This is a genomic window from Novosphingobium sp. UBA6272, assembly GCF_002440635.1.
GTDB lineage: Bacteria > Pseudomonadota > Alphaproteobacteria > Sphingomonadales > Sphingomonadaceae > Novosphingobium.
Map to the genome: position 1 here is coordinate 178079 of NZ_DJUW01000028.1, position 20357 is coordinate 198435.

Consider the following 20357-nt stretch of genomic DNA (forward strand, 5'->3'; position numbering starts at 1 on the left):
GCGAGGGGCAGACTGGCATGCGCCCTCAGTCAAACAAATGAGGGTTTTTTCCGGATCGGTAAACTTCCTTTGCCTTGTATCACTGAGCCTGACGTGTGGCATTAGTGCGGATAAACAAACGTCCCGCGATTTGGCACCGCAGCTTTGCGCGGGTAAGGCGGATCAGCGCAGCACCAGACTGCTACGTGGGCAAATCCGGCCGGGAGGAGTGGCACCATTCGATGAGCTTCGGGGTTTTCGACCTGTTCAAGATCGGGGTTGGTCCGTCCAGCTCGCACACTGTCGGCCCGATGGTTGCGGCACGGCGTTTTTCCGAATGGCTCGAACGGCATGGCCTGCTCGATGGAACCGCTGCGATCGCGGTTGATCTTTACGGATCGCTGGCCCTGACCGGCAAAGGACACGCCACCGACACCGCGGTAATCATGGGCCTGTGCGGCGAAATTCCTGCGACCGCCGATACCGAAGGCACCCCTGCCCTGCTCGCCCGGGTCACCAGGAGCCGGCGGGTCACCCTGCTTGGCAGCCATGCCGTAGAATTCGACCCGGAACGCGATCTGGTCTTTCACATGAAGCAGCGCCAACCGTTCCATTCCAATGCGCTGGCCTTCACCGCCCGCGATGCCGAAGGTGAGATCCTGACCCGGCGGATGTATTATTCGATCGGCGGCGGCTTCGTGGTCGATGAGGATGAAGCAGGCGGAGCGAGCGACACTGCAAACGACGGTGTCAAGCTGCCCTACGATTTCGATTCCGCTGCCGAGCTGCTGGCGCTGGGTGACAGCACCGGTCTCAGCTTCGCCGAATTGATGCTGGCGAACGAATGTGCCCGCCTGCCAAGGGCTGAAGTGCTTGCCGGGCTGGACCGGATCGCTGCAGCCATGAGCGATGCGATCGATCGCGGTTGCCGCAACGAAGGCGTGCTGCCGGGCGGGCTAAAGGTAAAGCGACGCGCGCCCGGCCTCGCCACCGAACTGGCCTCGCGCCATGGAACCAACCTTGGCGACCCGCTGGGGGTGCTCGACTGGATCAACCTCTGGGCCATGGCAGTGAACGAGGAAAATGCCGCTTGCGGGCGTGTCGTTACGGCCCCGACCAATGGTGCGGCCGGGATCATTCCCGCCGTGATCCGCCTGCATGACCGTTGCTATGGCGGAACAGCGGACAGCCGGCGCACCTTCCTGTTGACGGCCGCCGCGATCGGCGCGCTCTACAAGAAGAACGCCTCGATCTCGGGCGCCGAAGTCGGCTGCCAGGGTGAAGTGGGCGTGGCCTGCTCGATGGCCGCAGCGGGGCTGACCGCAGCGCTGGGCGGAACCAATGCCCAGATCGAGAATGCAGCGGAAATCGGGATGGAGCACAACCTGGGGCTGACCTGCGATCCGGTTGGCGGGCTGGTCCAGATCCCTTGTATCGAACGCAATGCGATGGGTGCGGTCAAGGCGATCGACGCCGCACGGCTGGCACTGACCGGCGATGGATCGCATTATGTCAGCCTCGACAAGGTGATCGAGACCATGCGCCAGACCGGGCTCGACATGCGCGACAAGTACAAGGAAACCTCGCTCGGCGGCCTGGCTGTGAACGTAGTCGAGTGCTGAATAGCGACAGCCGACATGGCAGTGGACAATCGCGCGCCCGGAGTTAGGCTTGGCCCTATTCGCTTGCCGAAAGGGGGACTTCCACCATGCGCCGTTCGATCACTGCCGCTCTGGCTATCGCCATGTCGCTTGCACCGGCTTTGGCCCAACCAGCCAGGGCCGAGACCATGCCAAAGTTCTACGTCTACGGCGAAGATGACACACCCTCTGATATGCGGACATGCAAGGTAACTCATGCTGCGGCGATCAGCGCGGTCCAGTCCGAACTGCGAAATGGCGGCATCGTGATCCAGACCGACTCCAAGGATCCGGAAGCGGTGATGGACGCTTATGTCAACATCACCGCCATGCCGATCCCGTCCGCCGCTGCCAGTTGCACCTACAATTTCGAGCTGAACTTCGAATCCTTCAACGAGGTGCCCAACCCGTTCACGACCGCCAGCGAGTTCACCAAGCTGACCTATTGCAGCAAGGGTTCGCTGATGGTCTGGGACAAGGGCAGCGCGCAGGGTGCGATCAACAGCAAGCTGCGCGAATATGTCAGCGAATGCCTGACCAAGTACAAGGGCCGCAACAGCCGTTGAGGAACCGCATCACGGGTCGGTGAATTCGCCCCGGCGCTTTTCCATCTGGCTCATCACCGCCTCGATCTGGTTCTTCGAGCCGATCAGGGCTTGCTGTTCGACGCTTTCGGCCATCAGGATTTCATCCGTTCCGATTTCAAGATAGCGGTTGAACAGCCGCTTGGCCGCGCGCTGGGCATTCGGGTTGCGGTTGGCGATGTCCGCGGCGATCGCAGTGGCGCGGGCGTGCGGGTTGGCATCGACATAGGTGGCGAAACCCAGCTCCTTGGCATCGGCCCCGGTGAATTCGCGGTTGGTGTAGGTCAGTTCGCGCAGCACGTCATCGCGCACCAGGCCCTTCCACAGCGCATAGCCGGCCATGTCGGGGACCAGACCCCATTTCATTTCCATGACAGCCATTCGCGCTGCCGGATCGACCACGCGAATATCCGCGCCGCTGGCAATCTGCAGCCCGCCGCCGAAGCAGACGCCGTGAACAGCGGCGATCACGGGCACCGGCAGCTTGCGCCACTGCATCGCGACCTGCTGGGGCTGATTGGCATTGCCGTGAGTCCGCTCGGTCAGCGGCACGCGGTCATGCCGGGATGTGTTGGCCATGCTGGTCAGGTCAAGCCCGGCGCAGAAGCTGCGCCCTTCGCCAGACAGCACCACAGCGCGCAAACCCTTCAGATCATGCAGCACCCGGCCTGCATCCAGCAGCGCGGCAAACATGTCAGGATCGAGCGCGTTCATCTTGTCGGCCCGGATCAGCCGGACCTGCGCCACACCATCGTCACCAAGCGAAATGCTGACCCGATCGGCCGGGTTCACTGCCAGTCCCATTAGAACGCTCCCTAAGCACCTTGCTGCGCAAGGACCTGTTCCTTGCCGATCCGCAGGTATCCGTCCAGTGCCGAATCGTGCACTCCACCGATTGCCGGGCGATCGGGCGATAGTAGTCGATAGGAACCGTCTGCCATGGTTTCAACCAGACCATCCAATCCGGCTAACCGCAGCTTGGCGCGCAGTCGGCTGACGTGGACTGCCAGGCTGTTGGTCTCTGGCCTGAAGGCCAGCCGCCAGACATCGCACAGCAATTCGCGCGGGCTGACCGCTTCGCCCGGGTGATCGGCCAATCGCCACAGCAAGGCAAACTCGCGGGGGTGCAGGCCAAGCGCGCGCCCGGCCACAAAGGCCTCGCGGGCCAATAGGTCGATCTTCAACGCGCCGTGATTGCGGTAGCGCGGCAGCGACTGGGCGAAGTGGGCCAGCCTCAGCACCCGATATTCGAGTTCTTCCAGTGTCGTGCCAAAATCGATCGCATCGCCGAAGCCCATACGCAGCATCCGGGCGCGCTCGGACGAATCTGAAACGTCCAAAAGCATTATCCATTTGCGCTGGGCCGCACCGATCCCGGTCAGCTGCAGCCATTGCGACAGCGGCAAGTCCTTTGGTCGGCCTAAAACGGCGTGCGCGGGATCGCAACCCGACAAACTTGCGTTGCCAAGCAGCTGCCAGCCAAGCCGGCGCAGGTCGTAAGCAGCGGGAACAGGCCCCGCCGAAAACCAGCGAAACTGCCGCACAATGGCCTCACTCAGACAAAACCCACCCTGCGGCCATGGCTGCACCGAATACCGCAATCGCGCAAGAGTTTACCAACTGAGTTACGGGATCGGAACGACTCAGGCAGCAGAACTGTTGATACCCATGCTTTGGAGATAGCGCTTGATGTTACGCGCGGCTTGGCGGAGCCGCTGCTCGTTCTCGACCATGGCTATTCGGACGAAACCTTCGCCCTCTTCACCATAACCAACGCCCGGTGCCACCGCGACTTCGGCATGGGTGAGCAGCTGCTTGGAAAATTCGAGGCTGCCCATCTCCTTCAGTGCCGGAGGCAAGGGCGCCCAGGCGAACATCGAAGCGCGTGGGCTGGGAATTTCCCACCCGGCCCGGCCGAAGCTTTCGACCATCACGTCACGGCGCTTCTGGTATAGCGCTCGGTTGGCCTCGACGATGTCCTGCGGGCCATTCAGTGCGGCGCAGGCGGCGGCCTGGATCGGGGTGAAGGCCCCGTAATCGAGGTAGCTCTTAACTCGCTTCAGCGCCGCGATCAGCCGCTGATTGCCGACAGCAAAGCCGACCCGCCAGCCGGCCATGCTGAAGGTCTTGGACATCGAGGTGAATTCCACCGCGACGTCCTTCGCGCCGGCCACCTGCAGGATCGAGACCGTCGGGTTGCCGTCGAAGTACAGCTCGGAATAGGCCAGATCGGACAGGACCCAGACCTTGTTCTCTTTCGCCCAGGCCACCAGCCGCTCGTAGAACGCCAGGTCGACCGTCTCGGCCGTCGGGTTCGAAGGATAGTTGACGATCAGGATTGAGGGGCGCGGCACGGTGAAGGCCATCGCCCGCTCCAGCGCGCGCCAGTAATCCTCGTTCGGGGTGGTCGGGACCGAGCGGATCGTCGCCCCGGCGATGATGAAACCGAAAGTGTGGATCGGATAGCTGGGATTGGGGGCCAGGACCACGTCGCCCGGGCCGGTGATCGCCGTGGCGAGGCTGGCGAGCCCCTCCTTGCTGCCCATGGTCATCACCACTTCGGTTTCGGGATCGAGGTCCACACCGAAGCGGCGACCATAGTAGTTGGCCTGGGCCTTGCGCACCCCGGGGATCCCCGAAGAGGCAGAATAACCATGCGCATCAGGCTTTTGCGCGACTTCGCATAGCTTGTCGATCACATGCTGCGGCGGCGGCAGATCGGGGTTGCCCATGCCAAGATCGATGATGTCCCTACCGGCGGCGCGCGCCGCGGCCCGCATGCCGTTGACTTCGGCGATGACATAGGGCGGCAGTCGCTTGATGCGGTAGAACTCTTCGGACATGGAACCTTTCCTGGTTGCGCGGCCGGATTGGGCGCAGGAGCCTTATCGGGGAAGCGGCGCGATTGCGCCAGTCCGTTTGAGAAAAAAGGCCATGGCGAGGAGCGGCAGCGTCCAGGCGATCCAGGCATCGATTGCATAAAACTGCTGGTACTGGCGGGGATGACCATAGAGCGCGAACAGCGCCAGGTAGATCCGGAAGAACACCGCCCCGGTGGTGGTCGCCGCCATCAACAGCATGCAGGCCCGGTGCTGCGCGATCCGGCCATGGCGGACATGCCAGATCCCTAGCCCCAGCAAGGCCAGCCAGACCGCGCCTTGTGCAGCAAAGCCCCAGGAGGAAACCGCCGTGACCGGAGCGACCAGCGCCACCGGAAATGCGGTCAGCCCTGCTACCACTACAACCGGAACGGTCACGCGCGCCAGCCGCCGATGCCAGGCTGGACGACTGCTCGCAAGGATCATCGCCGGCACCAGCAGCAAGGCCAGACCTCCGGTGATCATGTGTGCCGGAAATATCCAAGGCAGCAGCTCAACCTTGATGTAGAGCGCTTCGGGAAAGTCCTCGACAAGCCACGGCGCGCGCAGGGCTTTCCAGGCGGTCTGGATCAGGAACAGGCCGACTGCCAATGCAATTGCAGCCATTTCGGCGCGGCGCCAGCCACCTTTCGCCCGGACCGGTTCGCCAGAGGAGTTTGCCATGACCGCCTTATTCCACCGCGCCGCCACCTTGTCGATTGCATTGACGGCGATCGCCAGCATGAGTCCCGCTGCCGCCGCGCCGAGCAGTCCGTACTGGGGGCGCTGGACGGTGACCGACCAGAGCGGTCCGTTCTCCAGCCGCGGCCGCGAGTACAAGACGATCGATATCGCGCCCTGCGGCAAGGATTTCTGCGGAGTGAGCGTTGCCGATAACGGCAAGTGCGGACCAACCCTGTTTCGCTTCCTGATGAAGCGCGCCGACGGTGAACAGGAACTGCGCGGCCACGGGAAATGGGGCTCGGCGCGCAAGAATGTCTTGATCTGGCTCTACGATGGCGAGGACGGCAAGCCCAAGCAAAACATGCAGCTCTATCTCGGCGACGGCTATGACTTTGGCGAGCGATCGGAAAACATGCCGAAATTCGACTCCACCTATCGGAAATCCGGGGTCGCGCGCTGCACCGCACGCTGATAGAACTGCGGGGATGACTCAGCCCCCCGATCCCACCGCCCTGCTCGGCCAGTTGTTTACCGCGCCGCAGCAGCTGTTCAGCCAGTTCACCCCCGGCGAAGGCGGCAAGCCTGGCGGGGACCTGGCGCAGTGGACCGATGTAGCCCAGCGGCTGCAGGCGATGTGGTTCGATTTCCAGCGCGAACAGGCCGAAGGGGCCATGGCCCGGCTGCCCGCAATGCTGTCTGACCCCGCCAGTTTCGCGGGGATCATGCAGGGCTGGCTCAAGACCCTGCCGCTGACCAATCCGGAAACCCAGAAGCGGATGTGGGAAGACAGCCTGGCGCTATGGGAATCGGTGCTGGGCCAGTACGGGATCGGGCCCAAGGCCGGCTCTGTCGGCGAAGGCGGGCCAGATCTTCCGCGCAAGGACCGCCGCTTTGCCGATCCCAAATGGCGCGAGCAGCCGTTCTATGCGCTGGTTCACCAGACCTACCTGATGCTGGCTGAGCAGGTCATGGCCATGGCCGATGCGGCGGAGCCCGGCGATCCGGCCAAACGTGAGCAATTGAAGTTCGCGGCCCGGACCCTGGTCGAGGCGCTCAGCCCGGCGCATTTTCCGATGCTCAACCCTCTGGTGATGGAAAAGGCGATTGAGAGCCGCGGCGAGAGCCTGGTCAAGGGGTTCGAACACCTCCTGGCCGATCTCAAGCGCGGGCAGCTGACTCATGTCGATCCGCAGGCCTTCAAAGTGGGCGAGAATATCGCCACCACCCCTGGCAAGGTGGTTCTGGAAACCCGGCTCTTCCAGCTTATCCAATACAGCCCGACGACGGAAAGCGTGCTGGAAGTGCCGCTGGTGATCTTCCCGCCGTGGATCAACCGGTTCTACATCCTCGATCTTTCCCCGCAGAAAAGCTTCATCCGCTGGGCGGTCGAACAGGGGCTGACGGTGTTCGTGGTTTCCTGGAAATCGGCCGACGCCAGCATGGCCGACGTGGTCTGGGACGATTACATCCGCGCCCAGATCGAGGCGATCGATCATGTCCGCGAGCGGCTTGGCGTCGGCTCGGCCCACACCATCGGCTATTGCGTGGCCGGAACCACGCTGGCGGCAAGCCTGGCCGTCCTGGCCCGCCGCGGCGAGGCGGACAAGGTCAAGAGCGCGACCTTTTTCACTGCGCAGGTCGATTTCGAAAAGGCGGGCGAGCTGAAGGTCTTCATCGACGAGCAGCAGCTTGGCGCGCTGGAAAAGCTTTCCGCCGAGACTGGCTATCTCGACGGGCGCTACATGGCGGCCACCTTCAACCTGCTGCGCGGCAACGATCTGATCTGGAACTATGTCGTCAACAATTACCTGCTGGGCGGCGACTATCCGGCCTTCGATTTGCTGCACTGGAACGGCGATGTCACCAATCTGCCGGCCAAGTGGCACATGGAATACCTGCGCGATCTCTACCGCGACAACCGGCTGGTTGTGCCCGATGCGCTGAGCGGCGATGGCACCCCGATCGATCTGACCCGGATCGAAACCCCCGCCTATATCCAGGCCGGGCGCGAGGATCACATCGCCCCGGCCGAAAGCGTCTGGAAGCTGATGCACCATCTGCGCGGGCCCAAGACCTTCCTGCTGGCGGGTTCCGGGCACATCGCCGGGGTGGTCAATCCGCCGACGGCGAAGAAGTACCAGTACTGGACCAATCCCGGCCCCGCCGACAGCCTGGCCGATTTCGTGGCCGGTGCGGTCGAAACCCCTGGCAGCTGGTGGCCGCACTGGATCGAGTGGATCCGCCGCCAGGATCAGGGCGAAGTCCCCGCCAAAGGCAAGCGTGCGCCCGGCGGCAAGGACGATACGGTGATCGAGGAAGCCCCCGGGAGTTATGTGAAGTCGCGGTAAATTACTGATTTTCCTAGTGCTTTGCGGCTTATGCTGCACTGCACAAAAATCTCTTGACTTCGCAAGTGCAATACCTATTTTGTGCACTGCAACATGAACCGCGCCATTTGTCCGGTGCGGAACCCTTGCGAAGGATTTATACCATGGCCGAAGCCACCGAAGCCAAGATCGATGCCGCCAAGGCCGAAGCCGCGGCCGAGAAAGCCTATGCCGCTGCCGCCGCTGCTGCGCCGGTGAAGGCCGAAGAAAAGACCGTTGCGGCAAAGCCTGCTCCGGTCGCCAAAGCGGCCCCGGTCGCCAAGAAGACCGCTGCCAAGCCTGCGGCCCCCAAGACCGTCATCAAGAAGGCTGCCGCCCCCAAGAAGGCTGCGGCGAAGAAAATCGTGAAGGCCGCTGCACCCAAGAAGGTTGCCAAGGCCGTTAAGACCACCCCCAGTTTCAAGGAAACCATCATGGCCAAGACCGAAACCATCACCGAAGACTTCACCGCGAAGATCAAGGAAACCCTCACCGACGCGCAGGACCGCGCCAAGCTGGCGTTCGAACGCAGCCAGGCGATGTTCGGCGAAGCCGGCGAATTCACCAAGGGCAACGTTGAAGCCCTGGTCGAATCCGGCAAGGTGCTGAGCGCCGGCATGCAGGACCTCGGCAAGGAATATGTCGCCGATGCCAAGACCGCATTCGAAACCGTCCAGGCCGATCTGAAGGATCTGGCTGCGGTCAAGAGCCCGGCTGACTTCTTCAAGCTGCAGAGCGAAATCCTGCGCCGCAACTTCGACGCCGCCGTCGCTTCGGGTTCGAAGCATTCGGAAAAGGTCGTCAAGATCGCCGGTGACGCTTTCGCCCCGATCCAGAACCGCGTCAGCCTCGCGGTCGAAAAGGTCAAGCAGGCCGCCTAAAGGCAGCTGTTCCTCGCGGCTCGGCGCTTCCTCTCCCCGCCGAACCGCGAGCCTGACAGCCAGGGCCGGACAGCACATCGTTGCTGTCCGGCCCTTCGCTTTGTTGCGAGAGCACTTGTCCTTAACCCTCGAGATGCGATATTTCACCCACCATGCACCATCCGACCGACCTTGAACTGCCCTTGATCCGCGCTGCCGGCGATGCCGACGGCGAAGGCGATTCGGGCGGTCAGGGGCAGATCGGGCTAGCCACCAAGACCCGTGCCAAGCCGAAGAAGCCTAGCCAGTTCAAGGTCTTGTTGCTGAACGACGATTACACTCCGATGGAATTCGTGGTGATGGTGCTGAAGCGCTTCTTCAGCATGGACCTGGAACAGGCGACCCGGGTAATGCTGCATGTCCACCAGCGCGGAGTCGGCGTCTGCGGGATCTTTCCCTACGAGATTGCCGAAACCAAGGTGAACCAGGTGATGGATTTCGCCCGGCAGAACCAGCACCCGCTACAGTGTACGCTGGAGAAGGCTTGACTTAGCTAAGTAAGTTAGCTAAGTTAGCCAACATGACTACAGTCACCGTCCATGAAGCCAAGACCAACCTTTCGCGACTGATTGCGGCTGTCCTCGCCGGCGAAGAAGTGGTGATCGCGCGCGGCAAGGTTCCGGCAGTAAAGCTGGTGCCGATTGAGCCCAAACCCAAGCGGGTGCCCGGGCTTTGGAAGGGCAAGGTGGAAATCGGCCCCGAATTCTTCGAGCCTATGTCGGATGACGAACTGGCCCAGTGGGAAGGTCGGGACGACGAGTTTTGACAGCCTATCTGCTCGATACCCATGCACTGATCTGGTGGATGTCAGCGAACCCCAGACTGCCCGCGAAGGCCGCTGTCACTATAGCTGCACCCAACTCGACCATTTATGCGAGTGCGGCCAATGCCTTTGAGATCGCCTTGAGATATCGGCTCGGCAAGCTGCCGATTGCGGCGCCTATCCTCGACAACTATGAGGTAGATCTGGCTTCGGTTGGCATATCGGAGCTGCCGATCTCAACCCGACATGCCCTTGCCGCCGGTGACCTTTCAATTGACCACGGCGATCCATTTGATCGGCTGTTGATTGCCCAGGCCAAAGTCGAGGACCTGACCCTGATTTCGAACGAGCAGATATTCGACCGGTTTGGTGTCAAACGCCTTTGGGATTAGCCGACAGTCGTCCCGAACAGGCTGCCGATCGCATAGGTCGCGGCCATCGCGATCACGCCCCAGAAGGTCACCCGCAGCGCCCCCTTGACGATCGGCGCACCCCCGACTTTTGCGCCGGTCGCGCCGAGCACCATCAGGAACACCAGCGATGCGAGCGAGACGCCCATCGGAATCGCGCCGAATGACAGCAGCATCGCCGTAACCAGCGGCAGCGCTGCGCCAACGGCGAAAGTCCCGGCAGAAGCCAGCGCCGCCTGAAGCGGCCGGGCGCGGTGCATTTCGGCAAGACCCAGTTCGTCGCGGGCATGGGTGGCCAGTGCGTCGTGCGCAGTCAGGGCTGCCGCGACCTGCTTGGCCAGGGCCTCGTCCAGGCCCCGCTCGCGATAGATCTGGGTCAGCTCGGCCAGTTCGAACTCGGGCTGCTCGGTCAGTTCATTGCGCTCGCGCGCCAGATCCGCGGCTTCGGTATCGGCCTGGCTCGAGACCGAGACATATTCGCCCGCCGCCATCGACAAGGCGCCCGCAACCATCCCCGCAACGCCGGCCACCAGCACTTCCTGCTTGGCACCGGCCGCCGCCGCGACGCCGACGATCAGACTGGCGGTCGACACGATCCCGTCATTCGCGCCCAACACGGCGGCGCGCAGCCAGCCAATCCGGTCCACGGCGTGGGTTTCGTCGGGCTTTCCCGGGATCGGCTGCATGCTGTCGGCTCCACTGCTGCTATCTTGACGCCCACATAGCGCCGACAGTGGTCCCAAACCATGACACAGCGCAAACCATTTGCGCTTTCGCCATTGCTCCGGGGCGGTTATGGGACAGGTCAGGAACCAGAGCGCCCAGCCCCCAGTGAAATCCATCCCCGCCATTGATCGCTATATCTTCCGGCTGGTGCTGGGGCCGATGCTGGCTGTGTTTGTCATCGCCGCGTCGCTGCTGGTGCTCGACAAAATGCTCAAGCTGTTCGAGTTCGTCGGCAACGAGGGCGGGCCGGTCAGCATCGTGTTCCGGATGCTCGCCAACCTGATGCCCGAATATGCCAGCTTGGCCATTCCGCTGGGGCTGCTGCTCGGGATCCTCGCGGCTTTCCGCAAACTGGCGACCACCAGCGAGCTCGACGTGATGCGGGCGGTTGGACTCAGCTATACCCGGCTGCTGCGGGTCCCCTATGCGATCACGCTGGTGCTGGCGGGCTGCAACCTGCTGATCGTCGGCTACCTCCAGCCGCTGTCGCGCTACTGGTACGAACAGCTCGATTTCGAACTGCGCTCGGGCGCGCTGGGCGCCTCGATCAAGGTTGGGGAGTTCACCACCCTTCAGGACCGGATGGCGCTCCGGATCGAGCAGTCGAAGGACAACGGCCACCAGCTGTCGGGAATCTTTGCCCGCTTTTCGTCCCCCAAGGGCCAGGTATTGACCATTTCGGCGCGGGAAGGCCGGTTCCTGGCGCTGAAGGACCATCCCGATACCATCATTCTGCGCCTGACCGACGGCCAGATCATCCAGGACGAGCCGGGTGCCAGCCCCCGCGTGCTGAGCTTTTCGCGTCACGACCTGCCGATCGACCTGCCCGCGCTGGAGAAATTTCGCGAACGCGGCGGGAACGAGCGCGAATATATCCTGCCCCAGCTGCTGCGGATCGGCTGGAGCGACCAGGTAACCCCGAAACTGCGCAACGAGGCGCGGGCCAGCCTCAACTTTCGGCTGGTCGAGGTGGTGATGATGTTGCTGTTGCCGCTGCTGGCGGTGGCGCTGGCAGTGCCGCCCAAACGCTCGACCTCGCCGCTGGGGGTATTCGTCTCGATCGTGATGGTGGTGGCCTATCACAAGGTCAACGAATACGGACAGGCGGCCGGAGCCCAGGGCCGCTTCTCGCCCGAGGTGATCCTGTGGGGTCCGTTCGTGATCTTCGCCGCGCTGATCCTGTGGATGTACTGGCGGGTCGCCTATGTGCCCGGCGGCCAGCCGATCGGCGCGCTTGAGAAATTCTTCGCGACGATCGCCAAGAAAGTCACCGCGCTGTGGAAGCGGCAGCGGCGCAAGGTCGGGACCGCCTGATGTTTGCCGGCATGTTCCCCTCACGCACCTTGACACTGTACCTGGTACGGCTGTTCGTCACCCGGATCCTGGGTGTCCTTCTGCTGCTCGTGCTGGTCTTGCAGATGCTCGACCTGCTGTCGGAAAGCGGCAAGATCCTGGCCGTACCGGGCAATGGCCAGGGCGAGATCTGGTATTACCTGTCGCTACGGGTGCCTCAGCTTATCGCCCGGTTCCTGCCCTATTCGGTGCTGCTGGCCACGCTGTTCACCTTCTGGCCGCTCAACCAGAACAGTGAAGTAATCGCGATGCGCGCGGCCGGGCTTTCCGCGCACCAGGTGCTGGCGCCGATGCTGCTGACCGCTGCCGTGATCAGCCTGGCCAGTTTCGTCTTCAACGAAACCGTGGTGACCCGCACTACCGGCACGCTCAAGCAGTGGAGCGCGCTCAAATATGCGCCGCTGCCCAAGGAAACCGGGATCAAGGCCAATGTCTATCTGCGCGACGGCACCGATATCCTGACCGCCACAAAAGTGACCGGCGAGGGCGATGCGATCGTCATGACCGGGGTGACCTGGTACCGCCGCGACAATGGCGGAATGGTGGTCGAACAGCTGCGCAGCGACCGCGCCAGCTATGCCGCACCCGGCTGGCGGCTGGAGAATCCGCGCCGCTTCGAGGTGCGCACTACCATGCAGCAGCAACTTGGCAGCCAGGTGGTAGGCACAGGGATTACTCCGGCGCAGGTGATGGTCGGCAAGGTCGATCCTGACGGCCAGAACGTGTTCGAACTCTATCGTTCAATCCAGGCGCTCAAGGCTTCCGGGCGCCGCACCAGCGAGCTTGAAGGCAAATGGTGGCACAAGTTCTCGGGCCCGCTATCGGCGCTGCTGATGCCGCTGCTCGGCTCGGTTGCGGCATTCGGCCTTGCCCGCTCGGGCCAGCTGCTGGTCCGCGCGATCGTCGGGATGGCGCTGGGCTTTGCCTATTTCGTGGTCGACAACGCCGCGCTGGCGATGGGCAACTTCGGCGGCTACCCGGCACTGGTTGCGGCCTGGGCTCCGTTCATGCTGTTCTATCTGGTCGGTGAGACCGTACTGGTCAGAACCGAGGAATAGAACTCAGTGCCGGACCATTGTGCTGCGCGCGATCTTGGCCAGCAGCGGCATGAAACCGGTGTAGCTGGCCTTATCAAAGGTCGAACCCGCCCCGAGATGCGCGCTGATCCGCCGGTGCGCCTCGCCCAGCGAGTGATAGGGCATCGAGGGCAGCAGGTGATGCGTCGCGTGATAACGCAGGCCGACCGGGGCCCACAGTGGAGCGAGCAGTTCGGGCGGCGGAACATTGACCGAATCAAGGTATTGCCCGGTCACTGTCATCGCCGCGCCATCGTTCTCCCACAAGTGCGCCACCAGGGTGCGGATCTGGTTGAGCACGGCCGTGGCCGAAACCACCGCGATTGCGATCAGCAGCGGGCGCCAGCCCCATACCTGAGTGCTCGCGAGCAGCGCCCACGACCAGACGAACACGCCCGCTTCCTGCCAGAATACCATCCGGGCAAAGTCACCCTCGGGCGGGCGGCGGCGGAAATCGGGGTTGATCGAGAGCGACGAGGCGCGCTCCCACACCAGCTTGCGCAGCGGGGGGATCACCAGCCCGAGCGGCACCAGCACGGCTGAGCGGATCAGCAGGCCGATCGGCAGCAGCGCCGCGATCAGGATGAAGGCCGGCAGCCGCCAAGGCTCCATCAGCGCCAGCGGCATATATTCCGGATCCTCCGCCGTACCATAGCGGGTCCGGGCGTGATGCAGGGTGTGCACCCCTTCGTACATGAACGAGGGCGTCAGCATCGGAATCCCGACCAATAGGTTCCAGACGAAACGGAAGCCCGGCAGCGCGGTCTTGTGGATATGGGTCAGCTCATGGATGAACAGCAGTGCACGGTAGAGCGTGAACACGCCGACAAGACCCGCCAGCCAGGCCTGCCAGCCGCTCAGCAGCACCGCACCGGCGATCCCGGCATAGCCGACCGCCGCCGAAACCAGCATGTCGGGCCAGTAGATCTCGGGCCGCGCAGCCGAAATATCGCGCGTCAGCTCGACCGCCGCGCGCAGCATTGCCATATCGTCGGGAATCGCCGACTTGGCCGGTGCGGCAGTAATGTTTTCCTGTACGGTCATTCGCAAAAGGGTCCGTGTGGTGGGCACATGCCGATCCATCGGCTTGACAATGTGGCTATGGCAAACGCAGGTCGCATTGACCCTGAACAAAGGCAGCATCGTGGCAGAACCCGAGATAATTGTCGCACCCGTGGCGGGCAAGGCCGACCTCAACGCTTTTATCGATCTTGCTTATCGGTTGAACCGATCCGATCCGAGCTGGGTGCCGCCATTGCGCAACGAAGTGGCCGAGCTGCTCAACCCGGCCAAGAACCCGTTCTTTGAGCACGCCGATGTGCAGTTGTTCCTGGCCCGCCGCGGCGATGCCGTCGTCGGGCGGATTTCCGCGCACATCGATCACCTGGCGACCGCGATGGACCCGGCCCAGGGCATGGGCCCGAGCACCGGCAACTGGGGCCTGCTCGAGGCCGAGGATCAGGCGGTGGCCGCGGCCCTGATCGCGCGGGCCGAGCAATGGCTGAGGGAAAAGGGCATGACCCGCGTGCTCGCCCCGCTGTCGATGTCGATATGGGAGGAACCCGGCCAGCTGACCAAGGGCTTCGATCACCCGCCTACAGTAATGATGGGCCACCAGCCGGAACGCTATCAGCATTATATCGAGGCGCTGGACTATGTCCCGGCCAAGCTGCTGCGAACCTATGACCTCAATATCATCAAGCCTTTCCCGCCGCTGATCGAGCGGATCGTCCAGTCGGGCGAACGCAATTCCAAGATCCGGGTGCGCAATGTCGACAAGGCGAAGTTCGATGCTGAAGCCGCGATCATCCTGCACATCCTCAACGATGCCTGGTCCGACAATTGGGGTTTCGTGCCCTTCACCGACCGCGAAATCGCCTATGCCGGCAAGAAGTTCAAACCGATCGTCCGCGAAGACCTGATCCAGATCGCCGAGTACGAGGGCGAGCCGGTGGCCTTCATGATGACCCTGCCCAACCTCAACGAGCAACTGATCGGGATGGGAGGCAGTCTGTTCCCATTCAATTGGGCCAAGCTGTTGTGGTGGTTGCGCAAACCCGCGACCAAGACCATGCGGGTGCCGCTCATGGGCGTGCTCAAGAAGCACCAGGGCAGTCGCCTCGCCAGCCAACTGGCCTTCATGATGATCGAGAACATCCGCCGCAATGCGGTGAGCCGCTATGGCGCCACGCGCGGCGAGATCGGCTGGGTGCTCGATGACAATCAAGGCATGAACGCCATCGCCGATGCGATCGAGAGCAAGGTCAACAAGGAATACACAATCTACGAGAAGAGGTTGTAGGTTTGTCCGGCTGACGCCAGTGCGGACAGGCATCCGCCTGTCCTTTGCAACACCAGCCCGCGCTCCCGGCCCAACCACCCGTTAAAGGTTACCCTGTGGGTGGTTGGGCCGGGGGCGCGGGCTGGTGTTGCAAGCCAATCGCGGAGGCGATTGGCGTACCAGGCAAAGACTCCTATTCCCGATCCACTGCCGAAGTCACCGCCACGTCCATCGTCACATTGCCGAGCGTACGCATGATATCGGGCAGCATCTCGACCGCGACCAGCAGCGCCAAGGGCGCAATCGGCACCCCCATGGCGTTGGCGATAGGCCCGACCGAGATCACGAAACTGATTGTTCCGGGCAGCGAGACCGAGCTCAGAGAGACGAGGAAGGCGACGAACACCCCTGCCGCCAGGGCCGCCGTCGATAACGGCGTTCCGGTCAGGTGCGCGGCATAGATCGCGACGCCCATGTTCATCGCCGGGCTGGTCGCGCGGAAGATCGCCACCGCGAGCGGCAGGGTGAAGTCGGCGGTCGCCTCGCGCACGCCCAGCCGCCGCGTCGCGGCCAGCATGGCCGGCAGGCTGGCGAGCGAGGACTGGGTCGAGATCGCCACCGCATTGACCGGCAGCATCGCCCGGGCAAAGTCGACCAGCCGCCGTCCGCCCAGCGTCGCCGCCACGACATAGCCCGCCAGCAGCACCACAAAGCCGGCCGCGCTGACCACCACGATGTAGTGCGCCAGCGCCCCGATCGCGTCGGCTCCGGTCTGCGCGCCGAGCGACACCGCGAGGCCAAACACGCCGAGCGGGGCGAGCATCAGCACCCAGCCGACGATCACCATCATCGCCCCGGCCAGCCCTTCGAAAAAAGTCATCACCGCCTGGCGCTGCGCCGCGCCGATCCGGGTCAGCGCCAGCGCAAACAACGAAGCGAAGATCACCACCGGCAACATCGCGCCGCCGGCTGCGGCTGCGAAAATGTTCTCCGGCATCATTGCGTTCAGGATATCGGCAACGCCCGGCACCTTGCCGGCATCGGCAGGCCCGCCGCTGAGCGCCGCGACCGCCTTTTCCGGGACCGGAAACATGGCCAGCAGCGCCGGAACCAGCAACGCCGACATGGTTCCGGCCGCCAGCAAGACCATCACGAACAGGCCGACCGCGCGGCGCGCCAGATGCCCGCCGCCTGCCGCAGCCAGGGTCTGCGAGATCCCGGTCACCACCAGGCCGATTACCAGCGGCAGGATCGTCAGTTGCAAGGCGCGCAGCCACAGGCTGCCCATCGGCCCGGCCACGGCCAGCAGCGAATCAAGCGCCGGAGTGCCCTTGAGCAGGATCGCCGCGACGAAACCCAGCACCAGCGCGGCAAAGGTCAGCAAGGCGGGCACGCGGATTTCCGGAAAGGCGCCGGCCGCCGGTTGCTCTGTCATCGATGCTCCCCGAAACTGTTTCTGGGGCGTGACTTTAGCGCCGCAAACCGACATAGCAATTTCTTGAAGCTTCACCTGTTACGGGACGCCCATGGGACGCAACTATTTCGGCACGGACGGGATCCGGGGCAAGACCAATGCGGGGGTGATGACCGCCGCCGTGGCGATGAAGGTCGGCCAGGCCGCCGGCACCCGCTTTCTGCGCGGCAAGCATCGCCACCGGGTGGTAATCGGCAAGGATACGCGGCTTTCGGGCTACATGATCGAGAATGCGCTGGTCGCCGGCTTCACCAGCGTGGGGATGGACGTGGTGCTGACCGGGCCGCTGCCGACTCCGGCAATCGCCATGCTGACCCGCGAACTGCGCGCCGACGTTGGCGTGATGATCTCGGCCAGCCACAACCCCTATGAGGACAACGGGATCAAGCTGTTCGGCCCCGATGGCTTCAAGCTGTCCGACGAAGACGAACTGGCGATCGAGGCGATGCTGGGCCAGGACCTGGCGCTAGCCCCCGCGGCCGAGATCGGCCGGGCGCGCCGGATCGAGGATGCGCGCGGGCGCTATATCCACGCGGTCAAGGGTTCGCTGCCCGACGACGTCCGGCTCGACGGGCTGAAGATCGTGGTCGATTGCGCCAATGGCGCGGCCTATCAGGTTGCGCCTTCGGCGATGTGGGAACTGGGCGCGGAAGTGATCGCGGTCGGGGTTCAGCCCAACGGCGTGAACATCAACGACAAGTGCGGCTCCACCCATCTGGCGCTGATCAAGGAGACCGTGGTTGCCAGCGGGGCTGACATCGGCATCGCGCTGGATGGCGACGCCGACCGGCTGATCGTGGTCGATGAAAAGGGCCAGACCGTCGATGGCGACCAGATCATGGCGCTGATCGGCACGCAACTGGCGGCGCGCGGTGCCTTGCGCGGCGGCGGGGTGGTAGCGACCGTCATGTCCAACCTCGGGCTTGAACGCTTCCTCGCCGGGCAGGGCCTGACGCTGGAGCGGACCAAGGTTGGTGACCGCCACGTGCTTGAAAAGATGAAGGCCGATGGCTTCAATCTGGGCGGCGAGCAATCGGGCCACATGATCCTGCTCGATCACGGCACCACCGGCGATGGCACCGTGGCGGCGCTGCAGGTGCTGGCCGCGCTGGTCCAATCGGGCAAGAAGGCGAGCGAGCTGCTCCACCTGTTCGATCCCGTGCCGCAGCTTTTGAAGAACGTCCGCTTTGCCGGTGGGAAGCCGCTCGACAATGACCGGGTCAAGGCGGTGATTGCCGAGGCCGAGGCGGCGCTGATCGGCAAGGGCCGCCTGGTGATCCGCCCATCGGGCACCGAACCAGTGATCCGGGTGATGGCTGAAGGCGACGATGGAAAGCAGGTCGAACAGGTCGTCGATGCGATCTGCGACGCGGTAAAGGAAGCAGCCGATGCTTGAGATGCGCCCCGATTGCGAAAGGTGCGGCACCGATCTGCCGGCCGAACAGCCCGGTGCCTTCATCTGCAGCTTCGAATGCACCTTCTGCACCGAATGTGCTGATCTGCTGGACGAGCGCTGCCCCAACTGCGGCGGCGAACTGATGGACCGGCCGAGCCGGGCGAAGCATCTGCATGCCAAGCACCCGCCCAGCACCGTCCGCAAGTTCAAGGGATAATGCCCCCGCCCCGCATCCTTGTCATTGCCGGGTCCGACAGTTCCGGCGGCGCGGGCATCCAGGCCGATATCAAGACCATCACCATGATCGGTGGTTACGCGATGACCGCGATCACCGCGATCACCGCGCAGAACACGCTGGGCGTCACAGCGGTGGAAGTGCTGTCTCCCGAATTGATCGCAGCACAGATCGATGCCTGCGTCAGCGATATCGGGGTCGATGCGGTCAAGATCGGGATGCTGGGCTCGCCCGCGATCGCCGCCGTGGTGGCCGAGCTGCTGGAGGCGCTGAGCGTGCCGGTGGTGTTCGATCCGGTAATGATCGCGACCAGCGGCGCGGCTTTGGCCGATTCGGCGACGATCGCCGGATTTGAGCGCCTTATGCAGCTGGCCATTCTGACCACCCCCAACGTCTCTGAACTGGAAGCTTTGGGCGGCCACGAGGGAATGCAGGCCCGCCGCATCGCCTACCTCGCCAAGGGCGGCGATGCAGAAGGCGAGCGGGTGGAGGACGCGCTGGTCCTGCCCGGAGAGGCGCCGCACGTCATGGCCGCAACGCGAATCCACACCCGCCACACCCACGGCACCGGCTGCACGCTGTCCAGCGCAATCGCAACCTATCTCGGCAAGGGCCTGCCGCTCCCCGAAGCGGTTGACCGGGCCCGGCTGTTCGTCCGCTCCGCGCTGCGCGCCGCGCCCGGCTTCGGCGCCGGGCACGGCCCGCTGGGGCATACCGAAGCGCGCGGCTAATCCAGCGCGTAGAACTCGCGGATCACGGCCCAGGCCTCCTCGGCAGTCTCCACCCGGTGGAACAGCTTGAGGTCGTCCGGGTTGATCACCCCTTCCTCGGCGAGCGCCTCGAAATTGACCACCCGGTCCCAGAACGCCTGGCCGAACAGCAGGATCGGGATCGGCTTCATCTTGCCGGTCTGGATCAGGGTCAGCAGTTCAAAGAATTCGTCGAAGGTTCCGAACCCGCCCGGGAACACGGCAACCGCCTTTGCTCGCAGCAGGAAGTGCATCTTGCGCAAGGCGAAATAGTGGAACTGGAAGGCCAGCCGCGGGGTGACGTAGAGGTTGGGCGCCTGCTCGTGCGGAAGGACAATATTGAGCCCGATAGTCTCGGCCCCAGCCTCGACCGCGCCGCGGTTGGCCGCTTCCATGATCGATGGCCCGCCGCCCGAGCAGACCACGAACTGACGCATGCCCTGCTCAACGATGTTGCAGCTGCTGGCGATGTGGGCAAGCTCGCGGGCGATGTCATAGTACTTGGCGTTGGCGGCAAGCCGCTCGGCCACGGCCTTGCGCTCGGGCGGAGCATTGGCAACCAGTTCCGCCGCCGTTTCGGGCGAAGGAATCCGCGCCGAGCCATAGCAGACCAGGGTCGAGCCAATATTGGCCTCGTCCAGCAGCATTTCGCATTTCAGCAGTTCGAGCTGGAACCGGACCGGCCGCAATTCCTCGCGCAGGAGGAAGTCGGTATCGCGAAAGGCCAGCTTGTAGGCCGGGCTGCGGGTTTGCGGGGTGGAGTGATCCTGCGATTCGACAAAGCCTGCTTCCTGCTCGGCCTTGTAGAAGCGGCGACGATGGAGCCGCTTTTCCTTTTCTTCTTCTGTCATTGCCTTCTTTTC

At 63.6% G+C, this 20357-nt stretch carries 22 protein-coding genes; 14 read left to right on the top strand and 8 right to left on the bottom strand.

The window, feature by feature from the left end; translation table 11 throughout:
• Window positions 1-221 precede the first annotated feature (221 nt).
• Window positions 222-1601 carry an L-serine ammonia-lyase gene (locus tag B2V17_RS13740; RefSeq protein ID WP_292998631.1) on the top strand — a complete coding sequence of 460 codons (1380 nt, stop codon included), beginning with the start codon at window positions 222-224 and terminating at the stop codon, window positions 1599-1601.
• An 86-nt stretch (window positions 1602-1687) separates the two neighbouring features.
• Window positions 1688-2185 (top strand): hypothetical protein, encoded by a 498-nt coding sequence (locus B2V17_RS13745; protein ID WP_292998633.1) that lies wholly within the window; start codon window positions 1688-1690, stop codon window positions 2183-2185.
• A 9-nt stretch (window positions 2186-2194) separates the two neighbouring features.
• Here B2V17_RS13745 and B2V17_RS13750 read toward each other — a convergent pair whose 3' ends face one another.
• The 4 genes from B2V17_RS13750 to B2V17_RS13765 form a co-directional block, all read right to left on the bottom strand.
• The gene (locus B2V17_RS13750; RefSeq protein ID WP_292998635.1) at window positions 2195-3007 is read right to left on the bottom strand and encodes a crotonase/enoyl-CoA hydratase family protein; all 813 of its coding nucleotides are present in this window, start codon (window positions 3005-3007) and stop codon (window positions 2195-2197) included.
• An 11-nt stretch (window positions 3008-3018) separates the two neighbouring features.
• Window positions 3019-3609, bottom strand: coding sequence for a winged helix-turn-helix domain-containing protein (locus B2V17_RS13755; protein WP_292998636.1), 591 nt, complete (start codon window positions 3607-3609; stop codon window positions 3019-3021).
• Between the two features lie 237 nt (window positions 3610-3846).
• Window positions 3847-5046: an LL-diaminopimelate aminotransferase gene (locus B2V17_RS13760; RefSeq protein WP_292998638.1), complete on the bottom strand. Its 1200-nt coding sequence runs from the start codon at window positions 5044-5046 to the stop codon at window positions 3847-3849.
• A 42-nt stretch (window positions 5047-5088) separates the two neighbouring features.
• Entirely contained in the window at window positions 5089-5745 is a 657-nt protein-coding gene (locus B2V17_RS13765) for a DUF2306 domain-containing protein (protein ID WP_292998640.1), read from the bottom strand.
• On the opposite strand from B2V17_RS13765, the gene B2V17_RS13770 reads away from it, so the two are divergent.
• The 6 genes from B2V17_RS13770 to B2V17_RS13795 all read left to right on the top strand — a co-directional run bounded on the left by B2V17_RS13770 (window position 5744) and on the right by B2V17_RS13795 (window position 10186).
• Entirely contained in the window at window positions 5744-6217 is a 474-nt protein-coding gene (locus B2V17_RS13770; protein ID WP_292998641.1) for a hypothetical protein, read from the top strand. The two genes, B2V17_RS13765 and B2V17_RS13770, sit on opposite strands and share 2 nt — an antisense overlap.
• 13 nt (window positions 6218-6230) lie before the next feature.
• Window positions 6231-8093: a PHA/PHB synthase family protein gene (locus B2V17_RS13775; RefSeq protein WP_292998643.1), complete on the top strand. Its 1863-nt coding sequence runs from the start codon at window positions 6231-6233 to the stop codon at window positions 8091-8093.
• 143 nt (window positions 8094-8236) lie between these two features.
• On the top strand, window positions 8237-8992 hold the full coding sequence (locus B2V17_RS13780) for a phasin family protein (RefSeq protein WP_292998645.1): 756 nt from the start codon (window positions 8237-8239) through the stop codon (window positions 8990-8992).
• Window positions 8993-9144: 152 nt separating this feature from the next.
• Window positions 9145-9519 carry an ATP-dependent Clp protease adapter ClpS gene (clpS, locus tag B2V17_RS13785; protein WP_292998646.1) on the top strand — a complete coding sequence of 125 codons (375 nt, stop codon included), beginning with the start codon at window positions 9145-9147 and terminating at the stop codon, window positions 9517-9519.
• A gap of 32 nt (window positions 9520-9551) precedes the next feature.
• On the top strand, window positions 9552-9797 hold the full coding sequence (locus tag B2V17_RS13790; RefSeq protein ID WP_292998647.1) for a type II toxin-antitoxin system Phd/YefM family antitoxin: 246 nt from the start codon (window positions 9552-9554) through the stop codon (window positions 9795-9797).
• Entirely contained in the window at window positions 9794-10186 is a 393-nt protein-coding gene (locus B2V17_RS13795) for a type II toxin-antitoxin system VapC family toxin (protein WP_292998648.1), read from the top strand. The genes B2V17_RS13790 and B2V17_RS13795 overlap by 4 nt, the downstream gene beginning before the upstream one ends.
• On the opposite strand, the gene B2V17_RS13800 is transcribed toward B2V17_RS13795, so the two are convergent.
• Window positions 10183-10890 (bottom strand): VIT1/CCC1 transporter family protein, encoded by a 708-nt coding sequence (locus B2V17_RS13800; protein ID WP_292998650.1) that lies wholly within the window; start codon window positions 10888-10890, stop codon window positions 10183-10185. The two genes, B2V17_RS13795 and B2V17_RS13800, sit on opposite strands and share 4 nt — an antisense overlap.
• Window positions 10891-11035: 145 nt before the next feature.
• Here B2V17_RS13800 and lptF point away from each other — a divergent pair, with 145 nt between their 5' ends.
• Both lptF and lptG read left to right on the top strand, forming a co-directional pair.
• Window positions 11036-12244: an LPS export ABC transporter permease LptF gene (gene lptF, locus B2V17_RS13805; RefSeq protein ID WP_292998652.1), complete on the top strand. Its 1209-nt coding sequence runs from the start codon at window positions 11036-11038 to the stop codon at window positions 12242-12244.
• Window positions 12244-13341, top strand: coding sequence for an LPS export ABC transporter permease LptG (gene lptG / locus B2V17_RS13810; RefSeq protein WP_292998654.1), 1098 nt, complete (start codon window positions 12244-12246; stop codon window positions 13339-13341). Before lptF ends, lptG begins: the two co-directional genes overlap by 1 nt.
• Window positions 13342-13344: 3 nt before the next feature.
• Here lptG and B2V17_RS13815 read toward each other — a convergent pair whose 3' ends face one another.
• A complete protein-coding gene (locus B2V17_RS13815; RefSeq protein WP_292998656.1) occupies window positions 13345-14403 on the bottom strand; it encodes a fatty acid desaturase family protein in 1059 nt (352 codons plus the stop codon).
• 49 nt (window positions 14404-14452) lie between these two features.
• Here B2V17_RS13815 and B2V17_RS13820 point away from each other — a divergent pair, with 49 nt between their 5' ends.
• Complete coding sequence (locus B2V17_RS13820; RefSeq protein WP_414690814.1) at window positions 14453-15661, top strand: N-acetyltransferase; 1209 nt, start codon at window positions 14453-14455, stop codon at window positions 15659-15661.
• A gap of 172 nt (window positions 15662-15833) precedes the next feature.
• On the opposite strand, the gene B2V17_RS13825 is transcribed toward B2V17_RS13820, so the two are convergent.
• The gene (locus B2V17_RS13825; protein ID WP_292998658.1) at window positions 15834-17075 is read right to left on the bottom strand and encodes a dicarboxylate/amino acid:cation symporter; all 1242 of its coding nucleotides are present in this window, start codon (window positions 17073-17075) and stop codon (window positions 15834-15836) included.
• Window positions 17076-17166: 91 nt separating this feature from the next.
• On the opposite strand from B2V17_RS13825, the gene glmM reads away from it, so the two are divergent.
• The 3 genes from glmM to thiD are packed head-to-tail and all read left to right on the top strand — an operon-like array spanning window position 17167 to window position 19476.
• Window positions 17167-18510 carry a phosphoglucosamine mutase gene (glmM, locus tag B2V17_RS13830; RefSeq protein ID WP_292998660.1) on the top strand — a complete coding sequence of 448 codons (1344 nt, stop codon included), beginning with the start codon at window positions 17167-17169 and terminating at the stop codon, window positions 18508-18510.
• Entirely contained in the window at window positions 18503-18727 is a 225-nt protein-coding gene (locus B2V17_RS13835) for a DUF1272 domain-containing protein (RefSeq protein ID WP_292998662.1), read from the top strand. Before glmM ends, B2V17_RS13835 begins: the two co-directional genes overlap by 8 nt.
• Entirely contained in the window at window positions 18727-19476 is a 750-nt protein-coding gene (gene thiD, locus B2V17_RS13840) for a bifunctional hydroxymethylpyrimidine kinase/phosphomethylpyrimidine kinase (protein WP_292998664.1), read from the top strand. The genes B2V17_RS13835 and thiD overlap by 1 nt, the downstream gene beginning before the upstream one ends.
• Here thiD and B2V17_RS13845 read toward each other — a convergent pair.
• On the bottom strand, window positions 19473-20345 hold the full coding sequence (locus tag B2V17_RS13845; protein ID WP_292998666.1) for a TIGR00730 family Rossman fold protein: 873 nt from the start codon (window positions 20343-20345) through the stop codon (window positions 19473-19475). The two genes, thiD and B2V17_RS13845, sit on opposite strands and share 4 nt — an antisense overlap.
• Window positions 20346-20357 lie beyond the last annotated feature (12 nt).